We start from the raw sequence: 16,445 nt of genomic DNA, 5'->3' as shown, positions 1-16,445 counted from the left end.
CCCGGTTGCCTTGTTGCGCCAGACGATATCAGATTTGCCGTCGCCGTTGAAGTCGCCTGTACCTGCAATCTGCCAGTTTTGATCAGCCACCTGGGTAATCAAGTTGTTGCTTTGCACAGAGAAGCCATTCATTTCCCAGATGGTATTTTGCCCGGTTGCCTTGTTGCGCCAGACGATATCAGATTTGCCGTCGCCGTTGAAGTCGCCTGTACCTGCAATCTGCCAGTTTTGATCAGCCACCTGGGTAATCAAGTTGTTGCTTTGCACAGAGAAGCCATTTATTTCCCAGATGGTATTCTGCCCGGTTGCCTTGTTGCGCCAGACGATATCAGATTTGCCGTCGCCGTTGAAGTCGCCTGTACCTGCAATCTGCCAGTTTTGATCAGCCACCTGGGTAATCAAGTTGTTGCTTTGCACAGAGAAGCCATTCATTTCCCAGATGGTATTCTGCCCGGTTGCCTTGTTGCGCCACAGTAGATTGGGCAAGCTCTGGGTCACACTGGTGTTGAGAGCAACGGTTGTAGCAGCGATCGCCGTTGTGCCACCATTGGTCGTCGTGTTGACGGTAACTAGTGTGGTGCTATTCGTAAATCCACCACTATAGGAGTTCTCAAGGGCGCGTACTGTTAAGCCAGAGGGAGTGCCCTTATAACCAATTGCTGGGACAAAACGCACCAGTGTGCTAGCAGAGAGCGCCAGGGCGGTGGCACCATCGGTAACTACACCGACGTTTGCCCAGGTAGTGCCGTCAATTGAGTATTGCCATCGACCTTGTGTGTTGCTGTCGGCAGTGTTGCCAACAATCGCCACACCACTCAGACTGGCACCCGTATCAGGGTCAGTAAACAGACTGCTAAATAAGCTGGTGATGGTGCTACCGCTGGGGTTGGTGGTGTTTTGTGTCACGGCTGCCAGTGTTGCATTGCCAGTCAAGCTAGGGGCATCGTTGACAGGAGTGATGTTGATCGCGATGTTCTTCGTGGCAGTGAGGCCGGGCGCAGGTGTGTTGCCGTTATCGTTGATACTGACTCCCAGAGCAACGGCGGTGTTGGAGTTCAACACTGTTTGGTAGGTGAGTTTGCTGGCTGCAATGAAGGCGTTGAGGTTGGCGATCGTACCGCTCAGGGTGAGGTTACTGGATGTGCCACCTACAGTGATTCCGCTGCTCTCAATGGCACCCAGAGTGCCTGTTGCCGCGCTAAAGGTGGCAGTGACACTGCCAGAATCGGCATCGACATCGGCAAAGGTGATGTCTGTGATGGCAGTGGTGCTGTCTTCTACGACGGTGACGCTAGCGGGAGCGGCGATCGTTGGGGCATCGTTAACTGCGGTAACGGTGACAGTGGCATTGCCAGTCAGTTGCAGGGCTGGATCGCTTTCAAGCCCACCATATTCAACAACATAACCGGAAATGGAACCAGGGTTGTTCGGTAGGTCATTCCACTTCCCGTTTAGCAGGAATTGACCATAATCTTCATCGCCTGAATTGTTTGGTTCTAGAGAATTCCAATTGTTATACCCTCCACCCACTGGAGAACCACCGTTGCCGAGTCCCTGCCAGAATTGCTGACCAGATTCAGGACCCGTGACCCAGCGCCATTGGTCTTCTACCGCCGTGTCGCTGGCTCCCAACCAGCCCTGCCCTTGAAGCTTGCTAGAGACAAAGCTGCTTTCAGCCGCAGATGTAACAGTCACTAAATAGCCCTGGAGTCCAAAATAGTTGCGAGTTGCGGCTGCATCGCTAGCCGCTGTCCAGGAAATGGAGCTGTCGGCATTGACGAATTCGTAGAAGTGACCATTATCGGGGTTTGCCAGGTTTTTGCCCAAGGCAAACTGGATGGTGCGATCGCCCACTGTGGGATTTTCACTAATATTGCTGTAGGTTACTTGTCGTAGTGCCTCCTGGTAAATCGCAGCCGATGCGACACCCGTGAAGGACAGAATGCCCGTAGTGGTATTGTAACTCCAAGTCAAGTCATTGATCGTGCCACTGGTAGCGCTTTGTCCTGCAATGCCAAGTCGATCGTTTATATCAAAGTTAGTGCCAATCGAGACACTAGCTCCGTCGAGATTTTCACTGTCAGGGTCAGTCACGGTCAAGTTAGGGGCAACCAAGCCAGCGGTAGCATTCTCTGTATAGCTGCTGGTGTCAGAAACAGTGAGAGTATATTTCAGGGTTCCTTGATAGTTGTTTAGAACATCAGCACTGAAAATTGGGGAGCTTTCAATTGTTCCTGTTGCAACTTCCAAATTCCAGTCGCCGCCTAGAGAACTATTGCCCGTCAGGTCATCGGAGGCGGCAACATCGGTTCCTGTAATCTGACTGATGTTTTGGACAAACGTCTGACCGAGTTGGCCTTGGGCAACGTTACAGCCATAAAACAAAATATCCGCATCGTTTGTCAGTGCTTTGCTCCAGGTCTTTAGCTGATCTGCGTACTGAGGCAGATCGGTCAGGTTAAGGGCGCTGCTACCAAAATCCACTCCCCCCGCTTCCCCGTGGGAAACGATATGCAAACTGGCGATGTTTTGCCGCCCCAGCAGGGTGTTGGTAATCTGGGTAACAGCATCCTGCCCCGGTTCAAGCACATGGATCTCTGTGCCCGTAGTCACACCCGCCAGCAACTGCTCATAGTCCGTCACTGACTTATCGACAAACAAGAGAGATTGGTTGGATCGTCCCAGTCCCGTTAAAGAAGTTGTCAAACTGCCTTCGTCCAAGACAGGCGCAAGGCAGTTTTTAGACAGCACATCCGTAGAAGACGTACCCAACTGGGGAAGCTCAAAAGACATTGTGTTTATTTCCAGGAAGAAAACAGAAGACAACATCATAACTACATAATACACAGATAATAACCGTGTAAAATTAAAATAATATTACTTTCATATAGCAGTGATTACGCTTAAATAATTATGCTTATTATATATAAGTATAAATTTAACTAGTATACTGAATATATGGGGTAAGAATAATGATGTGTATTAAGATGATGCGTAAGCGTAGCCAGACTTAATACAGCAATAAGGTTCGGTTAAAGCAAAAACCAGATAAACTGAGGGTTATTACTCAAGTACACTGAGCTTGAATGCAACTTCAAGAATTCTCATTGATCTCACCTGTAGTTAAATCAGGTACGGTACTCAAAGCCTTAGAAACAGCTATCCCAAAAGAGGCAATTGAAGAAGCGATGCCTTCTCTACGAGACGCTACGCGAACGGCAAGCCGCTTCGCATCTACGCAGATATACACAGTAATAAAGAACGGAAACCAGCTTTACCGTCATATTTTCTCAAATAAAAGGAATAACAATGGGAATCTATCGTTTCTTGTTATCAATCTTTGTTGCCATAAGTCATGCAGGAGTGCTTATAAACGGCTTAAACCCCGGAGTGATAGCTGTAATATCATTCTTGATTATAAGTGGATATGTAATGACAGCCTTGATATATAAAAATTATTTTGATCCTAAAAAAATTGCTTGGTTCTATCTTGATAGGATTTTTAGAATCTATCCGCAGTATTTATTTAACATAATAACAGTTTTAATTATTTATTATAATTTTGGATTAAACTCACATTATCTCAGTCAACCTTCACAAATTGGATTATTACAAAATCTTTTGATAATACCTATGGGATTTTATATGATTCCTTGGGTAGGAGAGAAATTTATGATTATTCCTCCAGCATGGTCGCTAGGTCTTGAAGGATGTTTTTATATATTAATTCCATTTATATTAATATATAAGCTAGAAAAAATTTTTTTTTGGTTATCCTATATAATTTTTTTTATGGCTTATTTGGGAATTATTCACACAGATTATTTTGGTTATAGATTAATATTTGGAACAATATTTATCTTTATTTGCGGTAGCTTTTTATATAAAAACAATAATATTAATACAAATCAGCCAGTCAAGTTTACATTAATTTTTTCTTGCTTATTATTAGCAGCAACTTTTTTAGATTCCCGTTTGATATTACCCTTTAATAGAGAAGTTTTAACAGGATTAATATTAGGAATTATGTTTATACATCTGTTAATAAAAACTAAAAGAACATATTTAGATGATTTTTTTGGTAATCTATCTTACGGATTATTTTTATCTCATTATTTAGTTATTTTTGAGTTTGAGCAATTAGAGATACGCTGGAATTTTCAGTGGATATTGGTAATGCTATTAACTTCTATATTTCTTTCAGGAATAGGTTTTTTTTGTTTTGAGAAGCCAGTAATTGCTTTACGTAAAAAAATTAGAAAACAACACAATTAAAGGATGTTGATAGACGGAAAACTTCTTTTGATTATACCTATCTAGTAAAGGATAATTTTTTATTACTAATTAGGTTCACTCTCATCAGTTGATACTGATTGGGATTGTACAGGATTATTAGAGGATGAATTACTGAGATTGTTAATGCTTATTGCCATATATTTTCAACAAGGTAGGCAATTAACTTGTATAAAAATATACAAAGAGGATTTATAATTAACAGTAAAAATACAGGTTCTTGATCTAGTATGACAAGCGGGAATAAAAGAGCAAAATCCACCTCATTTCCCTTGCAGAAAAGCTTTACCAGTAAGCATTAGCTTTAGAAAAACAACTACAATTTACAGAAGCGATCGCCCAACAATATCCTGCTTGGTATCAGTTGGGGGTAATTACGAACAATTAAGGACAAACTAACCAAGCTGTTCTAGTTTAAAAACAGGCATTGACAATTCAACATAAATATGAGTATGCACATAAGAATTTAGGTATAGCTAAGTGCTGAGTTCTGAGTGCTGAGTGCTGAGTAAAAATCCAGTTTTTTCAAGACTTTGAGCAATCAACACTGTCCTAATCTGTGTGACTACGGCTATATTATCCAAGTAGCTGAGAACAATTTAGAAAAAGCGATCGCTTGTTTTCAATGTGCAATTCTCAGCAATCCCTAAAATCTAAAATCATCAAGTGCGATCGCTACGACGGGCTATTCGGTGTCACACTGCTAAACTACCCCATACCTTCCATAACTGGATGGAAGAAGAAGGCGAACCCCAATACTGTATAGGCAGCTAATAACAAAGTGCCTTCGAGCCAATTGGACTTACCATCAGAACTGATACTGTTTGCAATCAGCACTGACACAACCACAGCTACTAATTCAAAAGGTTTGAAATCCAAATCCATTGGTTTACCTAATACCCGCCCTGCTATCACCAACACAGGTGCAACAAATAGGGCAATCTGCATACTTGATCCCACAGCTACCGAAAGGGAAAGATCCATCTTATTTTTCATTGCCACGGTGACTGCTGTAGCGTGTTCAGCCGCGTTACCGACGATGGGAACCAATATCACCCCTGTAAACAGCGCCGTCAAACCTAGCTGAGATGTGGCCACTTCTAGAGAATCTACTAGCATTTCTGACTCAATTGCCACTAGTAAAGTACATACTAGCAACACGCCAACCCACAAAATCATATTTGGTTTCGCGTGAGGGGTTTCCTCTTCTTCTGTCTCCGCTACACCCACATCATACAAATAGGAGTGGGTTTTCATCGAAAATAGTAGCGTTAGGGCATAAACCAAAATTAAAACTACGGCAACAGCAATAGAAAGATTTTGCAGTGTTTGTTCGTTAATTCCTTGAGAAGTATAATTCATTGCTGTTGGCATCAAAATGGCAATCACTGCCAAATTCATCGAAGCAGCATTCACTCGCGCCACGATTGGCTGAAATGTCTGTTCTTTGTAGCGCAGTCCTCCCAAAAGCATGGAAAAACCCATCACCAGTAGTAAGTTGCTAATAATCGATCCCGTGATACTAGCTTTGACTACATCTACTAACCCAGCGTTCAACGCTACTAGGGCGATGATTAATTCTGTAGCATTGCCAAAGGTGGCGTTTAACAAGCCCCCCAGCGATGGCCCAACCACCACGGCAATTTCTTCTGTCGCTGTACCCATCCAAGCTGCTAAGGGCAGAATTGCTAATCCAGCTGTAATGAAAACTGTCAATTCTCCCCATTCCAGAAAGTGAGCTGCTACAGAAACCGGGATAAACAGTAGTAAAGCGAAAAGAATAATGTTTTTGGTTGACATTTGTTGTCTTAAGTTGAGGGTATCATTCACAGCGAGCAATCCTAAGTTTCAAATTTGGAGTGTTGAATTAACAATTACTTTCACTCAGCACACCCATAGGATACTCTCAACCGCCTGTAGAGCAATTCAGAAATTGTACTGTTTTCTATTCAACGCTGCGGATGTTGTGTAAAGTAAAATTGCGATATAATGAGTTCTTGTAATCTTTTGTTGCAAAACTATGAATTTGAGCCAAAATATTACATCAAAAATGGGGTTTAATATATTAAAAGACAATTAAAATTTTGATTGGCGCTAAAGAAGAAAAAACCCCTAACTGAGGCTTTGTTCAATGGCTAATTATTTTAAGCCTTCAGGGAAAGGGCTGTGCGATAACGCAGATTTCCCACTACAATAAGACCGCTTTGTCAAAAATTTGGTTGGGTTTCATAGTTGTTGTTTATACCGGATTTTGTGTGCAAACTATTGTAGAAAGGTTTACGCACAATATTTTCGGTGCAACTGCAAGTTTTTTGTTTTGGATAAATATACATGACTTCTGCTGCTGAAATGCCAGCTAGCTCTGGCTCAACGTTAACATTACATTCAGATCCCAATAACACCAAAGAAACTGATCCCCTGAGAAAGGCTAATGGTGTTTATGTGACGGTGCATGGTCATTTTTACCAGCCACCAAGGGAAAACCCTTATCTGGACGCAATTGAACGCCAACCGAGCGCTGCACCTTTCCATGACTGGAATGAGCGGATTCATTGGGAATGCTATCGTCCAAACGCCTTTGCCAGAGTCTTAAATGACCAAGGCGAAGTGGTGGGGATCGTCAATAATTATGAGTATTTCAGTTTTAATATTGGCCCAACGCTGATGTCGTGGCTAGAACGCTACGATGTGGAAGTTTATCAGCGCATTTTAGAGGCGGATGCCAAGAGTAGCCAACGCTTGCATGGTCACGGTAATGCGATCGCGCAAGTATACAATCACATCATCATGCCTCTGGCGAATGAACGCGACAAATATACCCAAATTCGCTGGGGTAAAGAAGACTTCCGCTCCCGCTTTGGCCGCGATCCCGAAGGGATGTGGCTAGCAGAAACTGCTGTAGACTACGCAACCTTAGAAGCTCTTGTGGCTGAAGGTATTCGCTTCATTGTCCTGGCACCGTCTCAAGCATTGCGTTGCCGTCCCCTTCCGACTCCAGATCGTCCCCATCCTGAATGGATCGAAGTTGGCGGTAGTCAGATTGACTCTACCCGTCCCTATCGTTGTTATTTGAAGCCCACACTAGACACTTCATCTTCACCTCTAAGTGCGATCGCCACTAGCCCCAACGATGCTAGTACAGAAGAATTACCCTACATTGATATCTTCTTCTATGATGGGCCGATATCGCGGGACATGGGTTTTAGTGATGTCGTTTATAATTCCAGTCACTTTGCCGGACGTATCGGTTCAGCAGTGCGTGGGGATCATCGTCTGGCACAGTTAATTTCTGTGGCGACAGATGGGGAAACCTTTGGACACCACAAAAAGGGAACAGAGAAAACTTTAGCCTACGCCTTTACCAAAGAGTTTCCGCAACAGGGTTGGACGGTAACGAACTTTGCCCACTACCTCAGCTTAAATTCTCCCAGTTGGGAAGTGGAATTAAAGTCAGTCACAGCCTGGAGTTGCGCCCACGGTGTCGGCAGATGGGAGGATGACTGCGGTTGCGGTGGGGAAGGCTCAGTTTGGCATCAGAAATGGCGTCGTCCACTGCGGGATGCCCTAAATTGGCTGCGGGATCAGCTAACTGAAGTGTATGCAGAACATGGTAGACAGTTATTTCGCGATCCCTGGCTAGCGCGAGATGAATATATCCAAGTAATGCGCGATCGCTCTGCTACCAATGTCAACCGTTTCCTCGCCCGTCATCAAACCCACAAACTAACCGCAGCCGAACAAGTAGACGCCCTACGCCTATTGGAAATGCAGCGTCACGCTTTGTTGATGTTCACTAGTTGCGGTTGGTTTTTTGAAGAAATTTCTCGTCCAGAGGGGACACAAATTCTGCGCTATGCCGCCCGTGCTTTGGAATTGGCAGGGGAAGTGGCTGGCGTGCAACTGGAAAAAGGCTTTGTCAAACATCTTGGTTTAGCCCCCAGTAATGTCGATCAGTTCAAACACGGTGCAGAAATTTATCGGCAACTCGTCTTAACTGCTCAACTTGGCTTTAAGCAAGTAGCAGCCCATTACGCTATTACTTCCCTGTTTACCAATCAGAAACCAGCAGAAACGCACAATTCTCTACCGAGAAAAGATGCTGCTGACAAACAGTCTCAGCGTTACCAGAAGCGGGTTTATTGCTATGGTGCCAATGAGCTAGATTACCAACTGCAACGGATGGGATCGCTAACTCTGGCTGTGGGAAATTTAAAGCTGGTATCAGAGATTACTTGGGAAAGTGAGCATTTGGTATTTGCGGTTCTACATTTGGGAGGCTGGGATTTCCACTGCTGCATTCAACAATTTACTGGGCGGCGTGACTACAGCAAATTAAAAGAAAAGCTGTTTGGGGCGCTAAAACAAGCAAGTGCGGCTCATACGATCTTGGCAATGACACAGCTATTTGGGGAAGAAGCTTTTAACTTGCAAAATCTATTTGCTGAAGAACGCCACCGGATTATGCGGCTGTTGAGTCAGGAAACACTGGCACGTTTAGGACAGTTGTATACTCAAGCTTACCGTGATAATTACGGTGTGCTAATGGCGTTTCATCGCGATGAAATTGCAGTACCGCAAGAATTGCAGGTGGCAGCAGATATTGCTTTAGGGCATCGCTGTTTGATGACATTGCGATCGCTTGAGCAAGATATTGCCGATCCCCAAAAGAGTTGGAATCACATCTTGGAATTAGAGGCGATCGCTACTGAAGCAAAACATCTGCGTTGTCGACTGAATATTCCCGACGGAAAGCAGATGTTAGAACAGTTAATTGCGCGATCGCTCTGGCAATTGTTGCATGATGCCAATGGTAGTTTTAATGCAGATATCCAACTATTGGAACGATTGATTGATGTCGGGGATCAATTAAATATTGATATTTCCCTACAGCGATCGCAGGAACTATATTTTAGTTGTCTGCACAGTCAGATAGCGCCAGTATGTATCACTAGCCTTGGTAAGGAAGCAGATAATCAGTGTCTTCAGTTGCTCAAGTTGGGTAAAAAATTAGCCGTTGATGTTAGCTCGATCTCAAATCAGTTGAGATAGATGTCAATACTTTTCGGATAAACCCAATAATCTCTCTTTTTGTCTGGGCAATGGGGAAAGGTAAATTCAAACCCTTTCCTCTTTCCCCCAAAACCTGAAAAGTATTGGGATAGATGTAGGAACTCACAGTGATACCAATACGGTTCGGTTAAAGGGGAAAGGGGAAAGGGGAAAGGTTTTGAATACATCCTTTACCCTTTCCCCAGACCACAAGGAAAGTGAAAAATGCTTATCCGAACCGTATTGACAGTGATACATTAGTATCAACTTAAAAAACCTCGTTCCCGGCTAAAGACTATTGGTGACAGATGAAAGCGATGTCTACGATGGGCTACGCCTACGCCAAAATGTCAAATGGGGTGTGGAGATAAGTCCAAAGTGTCTTGCTGTTGAGATTTGGGTTGATATTTAACAACGCCCAAATCTTGATTTTTGGAAGAAGTAAGATAAGTAATAAGATCGTTTCAAAGGTCTTGATTATAGGCGTGATTAAAGTAAGAAAACGAGCAAAATAACATCTCAATCGAAATTTTTTCAGCTTCAATCTCGAATTCATTAGCAACTGTATCAGCCACATCAATTAAAACAGCATAAAATAGCAAAGTTGCCCAAATTTGCAGCTCATCTAATTTAGCTATGGATAATAGACTTCTTGCAAAAGTCGGGGTAAAGGGGAAGGGGAAAAGGGTAAAGAAACTCAAAATCCTTTCCCTTTAACATGCACCCTTTTCCCTAAGAGTGCAAAAATATATTTTTGCAAGAGACTCCATGAGCTACGCTCACAAGGAACAATGAAAATGTCTTTTACTCCTGCCTCCTACCTCCTGCCTTCTGCCTTATTTTCAAGGCAGGTCTAATAATTATATGATTCAGGTTCTCAGTTGTTTTATTGACAATACATTAGATTCTTCTGATTCCTTATGTTAAGCCTGATTGAGATGCTCTTACCCTGAGATACAATCATGAATTTATCTGGAAGCTATCGAACTAGATTCATGCAAGTGATATTTGCTATCTTTTAGGGTATTTTGTCACTTTCAAGAAACAATAATGAAAGCAAGATTCTGAGACTTTAATTTAATTAAGGTTTGAGACTTTACTTACACGATATCTGGGTTGGACTACGCCCACTTAAAGCGAGATAATTTGAGCAGAGGACAGGCAACGTTATACATTAATAAGTGTATCTGCAATACCGGACTTGTTCTGGCTTAGTCTCAATAGCAAAGGTTTGGAGATGTTTACTTTATCAGAAACTTCTATCCTGGCGGCAATCCTACTGGTAGCTTTAGGCATTTTGGGCTGGGGCTTTTATCGCGCCAGACCTTTTGGTAAACTGGGAATCTTAGCCTGGTTACAGTCGGTGGTGTTGATGACTCCCTGGCTCCTGTTTTTTGGATTGTTTGCCGCAGGGATTTACATCAATATAGCGGGTATATTGTTCTTAGTGGTGACATCGGCCGGATTGTACGTTTATTTGGGCAGACAGTTACGCGCAGCTGGGCAAGATACCATCCTCAAGCAACGCGCCACAGAAAGACTCGCTGCGGCTTCCTCACTTGAAGCAAATTCCCCACAACCAACAGCAGCAGAACTGAAACCGGAGATCCCACCGATACCGGAAGATGACTTGAATTTAGTTAAAGGTATTTTCGGTATCGATACATTTTTTGCTACAGAAACGATCGCTTACCAAGATGGAGCCATTTTCAAAGGCAATTTGCGGGGAGAACCAGAAGAGACTCACAACCGTCTAACTGCAAGTTTACGACAACGCCTTGGCGATCAATATCGTCTGTTTTTAGTGGAAAATACAGACGGTAAACCAGTGGTAATTGTCCTGCCGAGTCGCAACGATCCCCGGCCGATGTTGTTATCGCAAAAAGCTTTTGCAGGTATTCTGTTGATAGCGACCATTGCCACAAGTTTAGAAGCTGCGGGATTACTGCTGAATTTTGATTTCTTTGGCAATCCAGGGCGGTTTCAAGAAGCTTTGCCCATAGGCGCTGGGATATTTGCGATTTTAGTAGCTCACGAAATCGGTCATTGGTTACTTGCTCGGCGTCACCAAATCCGTCTTAGCTGGCCTTTCTTTCTGCCGGCTGTGCAAATTGGTTCTTTCGGTGCAATTACCCGCTTTGAGTCTCTATTGCCCAACCGCAAGGTATTATTTGATATCGCCTTGGCAGGGCCAGCCGCAGGTGGGATTGTTTCTTTGTTAATGCTGGTGACAGGCTTGGTGCTTTCTGTCCCAGGTAGTTTATTTCAATTGCCAAATCAGTTTTTCCAAGGGTCGATTTTGGTGGGAAGTTTGGCGCGAGTTGTCCTTGGTTCGGCTTTGCAGTCGTCGTTGGTAAGTGTTCATCCCTTAGTGATAATTGGTTGGCTGGGGTTAGTAATTAATGCTTTGAACTTAATGCCAGCCGGACAACTCGATGGTGGGCGCATTGTCCAGGCGATTTATGGACGTAAAACAGCAGGACGAGCAACGATCGCAACCTTAATTTTACTGGTATTAGTATCTCTTGGTAATACTCTTGCCATGTACTGGGCGATCGTGATTTTCTTTTTGCAGCGAGATCAAGAACGCCCTAGCTTGAATGAAGTCACTGAACCTGATGATGCTAGAGCCGCTTTGGGTCTTTTGGCTCTATTCTTGATGATTACCACGCTTCTACCCCTAACTCCCGGTTTGGCTGGGCGCTTGGGAATAGGATAGAGAGTGCTGAGTGAGGAGTTAGGAGTTTAAAGAACTTTGTCTATCTCCTCACTCCCTACATTTCTACGGTTTCCAGCCTGCTAGCAAATTTGGGTAAGCCGTTGGTGTAGGGAAAATTTTCTGAAAGGCAGTTTGACGCTCTTGAGGCTTTTCTTTACTCATGTTCCAGAGGGTTTCATAGAAAAAGAAAGAGACTCCAGCAAAATTGCGATCGCGTACTTTTTGCACTTGTGTCTGAATCTGCTGCATCGGCACGGATCTATTTTTCAACCCAGCCAAAATGCCCACACTCACTGGAATATGCCTCTTTGCCGCTTTCACTTCTGGGTACTCTAATTCGCTGATAAAAACATTCAAATCATCGCGATATATCTGCAAAACTAAGTCTTCAATAATTCCCATTCGTTCCCACTTCTGCCAGTCTGCTAAAAAAAAGTCATAAGAAAAACGTTGAGGATTAGGAGCAACAGAAACCAGGCAATTTTTTTTAGTAGCTTTAATGGCTGTAAATACCCGCTTCATAAACTCGGTGATTTTGTTAGCTCTCCAGCGCACCCATTCTGGATCTTTAAAGTTTTTGGAAGGAGCTTTACCACGGTGTTCTTTCTTGTAAAGTGCCACCGTATAAGCATCGTATCCTAATTCTGATGGTAAGCCAAAATGGTCATCAAATTGAATACCATCGATATTGTAGTTTCTAACAATTTCAACGATTAAATCTTGGATAAACTGTTGTACTTCTGGACGAAAGGGATTTAGCCAAACGCGATTATGTGTCCCTTCTTTGACAATTTGAGTCCCATTACTGCGACTGGTGAGCCATTGGGGACGATTTTTAGCTAATAGAGAATCCGCTGGTGCCATGAAGCCAAATTCAAACCAGGGAATCACTGTTAATCCTTTTTGATGTCCCACATCGACAATTTCTTTCAGGATATCTCGCCCTTTGAGTCCGGGAGTAGGATCGAGCGATCGCCCGATAACTTTTTGGGCAACTTTGCTAGGATACAATGTATATCCCCAATTCCAAACCGCCGGATATATAGTGTTAAAATTGAGTTCGTCAAGGCGTTGCAAAGATCCCTTGAGGCGATCGCGCTCAAATAACACATCACTATCAATATTGGTTAACCACACCCCCCTTAACTCAGATTTTGGCGTTGACGGCAGATTAATTTGAGCGTTCAAGGGGAACGACAACATCATTGTAGCGATCGCGCTTAAGGTCAGCATAACGATAAACAAAAGAGATTTTCTACTTTGGCGAATATTCCACCAAGAAGAAAACTCAACACACCACTCTACAAACCTTTTCATCATTATTTAAAATGTCTGTGTCAGTGAAGGAAACATTGGGATAACTAATATTAATGCTTAACCTTTGTTTCCTGCTCTAAAAACAGATTGCCAATATCAAATAAAAGTTGCATAGTACCTCCATAGCCAACCTTAGTGAACTGACCATAGTCTAAGCGGTCAAAAATGGGAATCCCTTGGCGGTAGAGAGGAATTTTTAAGCGTTGAGCGATCGCCACTCCATGAGAGTTGGTAATTAGTAAATCAGACCCAACCGCCAATTGCTCAAAGTCTTCCAAATCGCCGATGGTGACGCTATGAATCGGGAGTTTTTCTAGTAGAGGAAAGCGTGTTGTTGTCACCGCTGAGTGAATCTGCACACCTAGCGATCGCAAAAAAGAAACTGTTGACCAAAGCAAATCTGGTTCTAGCGCCAAAGAAACTCGCTTGCAACCAAAGTAAAAGTGATTTTCCAAGATCACATGTTTTAACTGACGGCGTTGATGGCGGTATTTATCCGGTACGCTGACACCACTGATATCTGCTAATGCTTGCAAGAATTTATCTACTGCTCTATAGAACCATCTAGTACGCCAGAAAGGTCAGGTACAAAAATAGGTACAAGTCCAAAGGCTAAAACCGCACCTACAGTTTGGCTTTGCTTTAGGGGATTAACTGCAATTGATGTATTCGTAACGCTAATAATCGCCATTAGATCGCTTAAAACAATTTGCCAATAGAGCTAAAATTACTGTCAGTTCTCCTATTGACAAAGGTATACCGTGGGTACTCAGCATCGATAATGTCTTACCTGAAGGGGACTTACCCAATACCTGATAGATATAGCAGAAAAATCGCGATCGCCCTTCGGCGTGAATATTGGCGATCGCGCCGAAATCCCAAACCACGGCAAGCTGTTTAAGTGCTTTATATCTGCTTATTTACCTGATTGGAAGGATAGGAATGAAAATAAAAACAACTTGAGCTAGAAAGAGCCATATTCATTGGGATCTAATCCTTGCGGTTCCGGTTGGGAGATGTTGGGGAAATATTTTGGAGTAAAACTGGGGTAATGTAAAAGGGTCAAGATGTTTACAAAGCAGCCGTGTTAAACAAAAATTATGTCGTCCGATCAAAGTAGAACGACAATGGTCTTTTAAATAAGCATTAGCTTCTATAATTGCCATTTGACACACGGGTGTAGATCCGTTAGACGGATTTTGCGCTCCTTTGTACCCTATATTGTCAAGTTAGGCGCTTATATCTTGCATATAGATAACTTTTACCCTCGCGACTGGAGAGCAAAATCTTGGGCATAGAATTACGCAGTTTCGTATTTCTCGACAACCTGCAACCTCAACATGCAGCATATATGGGAACAGTAGCCCAAGGCTTCTTACCATTACCAGGAGATACATCACTGTGGATTGAAATCTCTCCTGGTATCGAAATTAATAAGATTACAGATATAGCCCTGAAATCTGCCTCTGTCCGTCCGGGAGTACAGGTAGTTGAACGACTATACGGACTATTGGAAGTTCATTCTAGCTCCCAAGGCGAAACCAGAGCTGCTGGTCAAGCTATTTTGGCGGCACTGGGAGTCAAAAGAGAGGAATGTCTGAAACCGCGTGTTATTTCTAGTCAGATTATCCGCAACATCGATGCTTATCAAACACAACTGATTAATCGCACGCGCCGGGGACAGCTACTACTAGCAGGTCAAACGCTGTATGTATTAGAAGTGGAGCCTGCTGCTTACGCCGCACTGGCTGCCAATGAAGCGGAGAAAGCAGCGAGGATTAACATTTTAGAAGTTCAAGCTGTAGGTAGTTTTGGACGACTTTACTTAGGTGGACAAGAACAGGATATTCTAGCAGGAGCAGCGGGAGCATTAACGGCTATTGAAAGTGTCGCTGGTCGGGTAAATTCTCTGGGTGGGCGTCAGGAGTAAAGGAGAGAAAATGGCAAATCGAGAGCATCTAACTTTACTCAAAGCAGGTGCAGTTAAATGGATTGAGTGGAGAAAGAAAAATCCCCAGATTGAACCAGACCTCAGCGCTGCGAATCTACATGGCGATAACCTTAGAGGTGCAAACCTCCAGGGGGTAAACCTGAGAAGAGTCGATTTGGGTAATGCTTTACTCGTGCGAGCAAATCTTAGTGGTGCTGACCTCAGTAGTGCCAACCTCTACAAAGCCCTCCTGAATGAAGCTAACCTGAGTGCGGCTAACTTTAGTGTTGCTAACTTGAGTGGCGCTATACTTACTCAGGCAGATTTGAGTCATGCCAATTTGATTGGATCTGACTTAAGTCAAGCGGATCTTAGGGGTGCTGCGATCGCATCTGCTAATCTAATTGGTACTGACTTAAAAGGCGCTAACTTGAGAGATGCCGATTTAGGTGCAGCAAAGTTGATGCGGGCTAACCTCTCTTTTGCCAACCTCATTGAAGCTAACTTGATTGCGGCTGACCTCAGCGAGGCGAGTTTGTACGAAGCAGAAGTTTTAGGGGCTTATCTTTACAAAGCTGATCTATATAAAGCTAATCTGACCAAGGCTCACCTAAGTGGTGCATACTTGTTGCGGGCTAACCTAAGTGAAGCTGATTTGAGTCAAGCTGACTTGAGTTGGACTAACCTGAAAGACGCGAATTTGGCAGGGGCGAATCTTAGAGGAACTAACCTTAGAGGAGCCGACATTCGGGGAGCTAACCTCAGCGGCGTAAATTTTCAAGAAACAATTATGCCTAACACTTTAACAAAATATTAGTTTACAAGAACAAGGAATTGACGTTTAGGGACTTCCAGTAAAAAAATATTCCATCCCTGTGGGACGCTTTGCGAACGTAGGGGCGCAAGGCCTTGCGCCCCTACCGCGTGGTCTATTTACCTGAAAATAGCTGTATAGCCGTAGTCACATAGGTTAGGACAATGTTGATTGCTCAAAGGCTTGAAACGACTGGGTTTTTGTTCAGCACGGGCTAAACGCCCCGCTACCGCTAACAGCACTCAGCACTCAGCACTTTGCTATAATACCAGCTGAATAGTTCTTTCACGTTAAGTTGACCCCAATAAGCATGTTCCCTACTC

Annotated in this window: 13 protein-coding genes and 1 pseudogene; 6 read left to right on the top strand and 8 right to left on the bottom strand. The window is 43.5% G+C overall.

Translation table 11 applies throughout. The annotated features are described in order from the left end of the window. A partial coding sequence (locus RMY27_RS11765) for a DUF4347 domain-containing protein (protein WP_322663403.1) occupies window positions 1–2,751 on the bottom strand: 2,751 nt, incomplete at its 3' end. On the opposite strand from RMY27_RS11765, the gene RMY27_RS11760 reads away from it, so the two are divergent. Beyond that, window positions 2,672–2,842, top strand: coding sequence for a hypothetical protein (locus RMY27_RS11760; RefSeq protein WP_322663407.1), 171 nt, complete (start codon window positions 2,672–2,674; stop codon window positions 2,840–2,842). The two genes, RMY27_RS11765 and RMY27_RS11760, sit on opposite strands and share 80 nt — an antisense overlap. Window positions 2,843–3,094: 252 nt before the next feature. On the opposite strand, the gene RMY27_RS11755 is transcribed toward RMY27_RS11760, so the two are convergent. Beyond that, a complete protein-coding gene (locus RMY27_RS11755) occupies window positions 3,095–3,250 on the bottom strand; it encodes a hypothetical protein (RefSeq protein ID WP_322663327.1) in 156 nt (51 codons plus the stop codon). Between the two features lie 59 nt (window positions 3,251–3,309). Between RMY27_RS11755 and RMY27_RS11750 the strand changes: the two genes are divergently transcribed. Further along, window positions 3,310–4,275 (top strand): acyltransferase, encoded by a 966-nt coding sequence (locus tag RMY27_RS11750; protein ID WP_322663325.1) that lies wholly within the window; start codon window positions 3,310–3,312, stop codon window positions 4,273–4,275. Between the two features lie 726 nt (window positions 4,276–5,001). Here RMY27_RS11750 and cax read toward each other — a convergent pair. Beyond that, window positions 5,002–6,093, bottom strand: coding sequence for a calcium/proton exchanger (gene cax, locus RMY27_RS11745; protein WP_322663323.1), 1,092 nt, complete (start codon window positions 6,091–6,093; stop codon window positions 5,002–5,004). A 531-nt stretch (window positions 6,094–6,624) separates the two neighbouring features. On the opposite strand from cax, the gene RMY27_RS11740 reads away from it, so the two are divergent. Continuing rightward, window positions 6,625–9,342: a DUF3536 domain-containing protein gene (locus RMY27_RS11740; RefSeq protein WP_322663321.1), complete on the top strand. Its 2,718-nt coding sequence runs from the start codon at window positions 6,625–6,627 to the stop codon at window positions 9,340–9,342. Between the two features lie 464 nt (window positions 9,343–9,806). On the opposite strand, the gene RMY27_RS11735 is transcribed toward RMY27_RS11740, so the two are convergent. Then, on the bottom strand, window positions 9,807–10,043 hold the full coding sequence (locus RMY27_RS11735; protein WP_322663319.1) for a hypothetical protein: 237 nt from the start codon (window positions 10,041–10,043) through the stop codon (window positions 9,807–9,809). A gap of 536 nt (window positions 10,044–10,579) precedes the next feature. Here RMY27_RS11735 and RMY27_RS11730 point away from each other — a divergent pair. Further along, a complete protein-coding gene (locus RMY27_RS11730) occupies window positions 10,580–12,061 on the top strand; it encodes a site-2 protease family protein (protein ID WP_322663317.1) in 1,482 nt (493 codons plus the stop codon). A gap of 63 nt (window positions 12,062–12,124) precedes the next feature. Here RMY27_RS11730 and RMY27_RS11725 read toward each other — a convergent pair whose 3' ends face one another. The 4 genes and pseudogenes from RMY27_RS11725 to RMY27_RS11715 form a co-directional block, all read right to left on the bottom strand. After that, window positions 12,125–13,378: a glycoside hydrolase family 10 protein gene (locus tag RMY27_RS11725; RefSeq protein ID WP_322663401.1), complete on the bottom strand. Its 1,254-nt coding sequence runs from the start codon at window positions 13,376–13,378 to the stop codon at window positions 12,125–12,127. 50 nt (window positions 13,379–13,428) lie between these two features. Continuing rightward, a pseudogene (locus RMY27_RS11720) lies at window positions 13,429–13,929 on the bottom strand (nitrogenase component 1); the annotation flags it as partial. After that, a complete protein-coding gene (locus tag RMY27_RS35495) occupies window positions 13,923–14,069 on the bottom strand; it encodes a hypothetical protein (RefSeq protein ID WP_416212335.1) in 147 nt (48 codons plus the stop codon). The pseudogene RMY27_RS11720 and the gene RMY27_RS35495, both read right to left, overlap by 7 nt. Next, window positions 14,056–14,265, bottom strand: coding sequence for a hypothetical protein (locus RMY27_RS11715; RefSeq protein WP_322663315.1), 210 nt, complete (start codon window positions 14,263–14,265; stop codon window positions 14,056–14,058). The genes RMY27_RS35495 and RMY27_RS11715 overlap by 14 nt, the downstream gene beginning before the upstream one ends. A gap of 401 nt (window positions 14,266–14,666) precedes the next feature. Between RMY27_RS11715 and RMY27_RS11710 the strand changes: the two genes are divergently transcribed. Further along, the gene (locus RMY27_RS11710) at window positions 14,667–15,308 is read left to right on the top strand and encodes a hypothetical protein (protein ID WP_104908762.1); all 642 of its coding nucleotides are present in this window, start codon (window positions 14,667–14,669) and stop codon (window positions 15,306–15,308) included. A 10-nt stretch (window positions 15,309–15,318) separates the two neighbouring features. Further along, window positions 15,319–16,125: a pentapeptide repeat-containing protein gene (locus RMY27_RS11705; RefSeq protein WP_322663312.1), complete on the top strand. Its 807-nt coding sequence runs from the start codon at window positions 15,319–15,321 to the stop codon at window positions 16,123–16,125. Window positions 16,126–16,445 lie beyond the last annotated feature (320 nt).

This window comes from Nostoc sp. DedQUE09 (assembly GCF_034530915.1).
In the GTDB taxonomy this organism is placed as follows: Bacteria; Cyanobacteriota; Cyanobacteriia; order Cyanobacteriales; family Nostocaceae; genus Nostoc.
The sequence above is the reverse complement of the archived record's forward strand: the minus strand, read 5'-3'. Positions and strand labels throughout refer to the sequence as shown.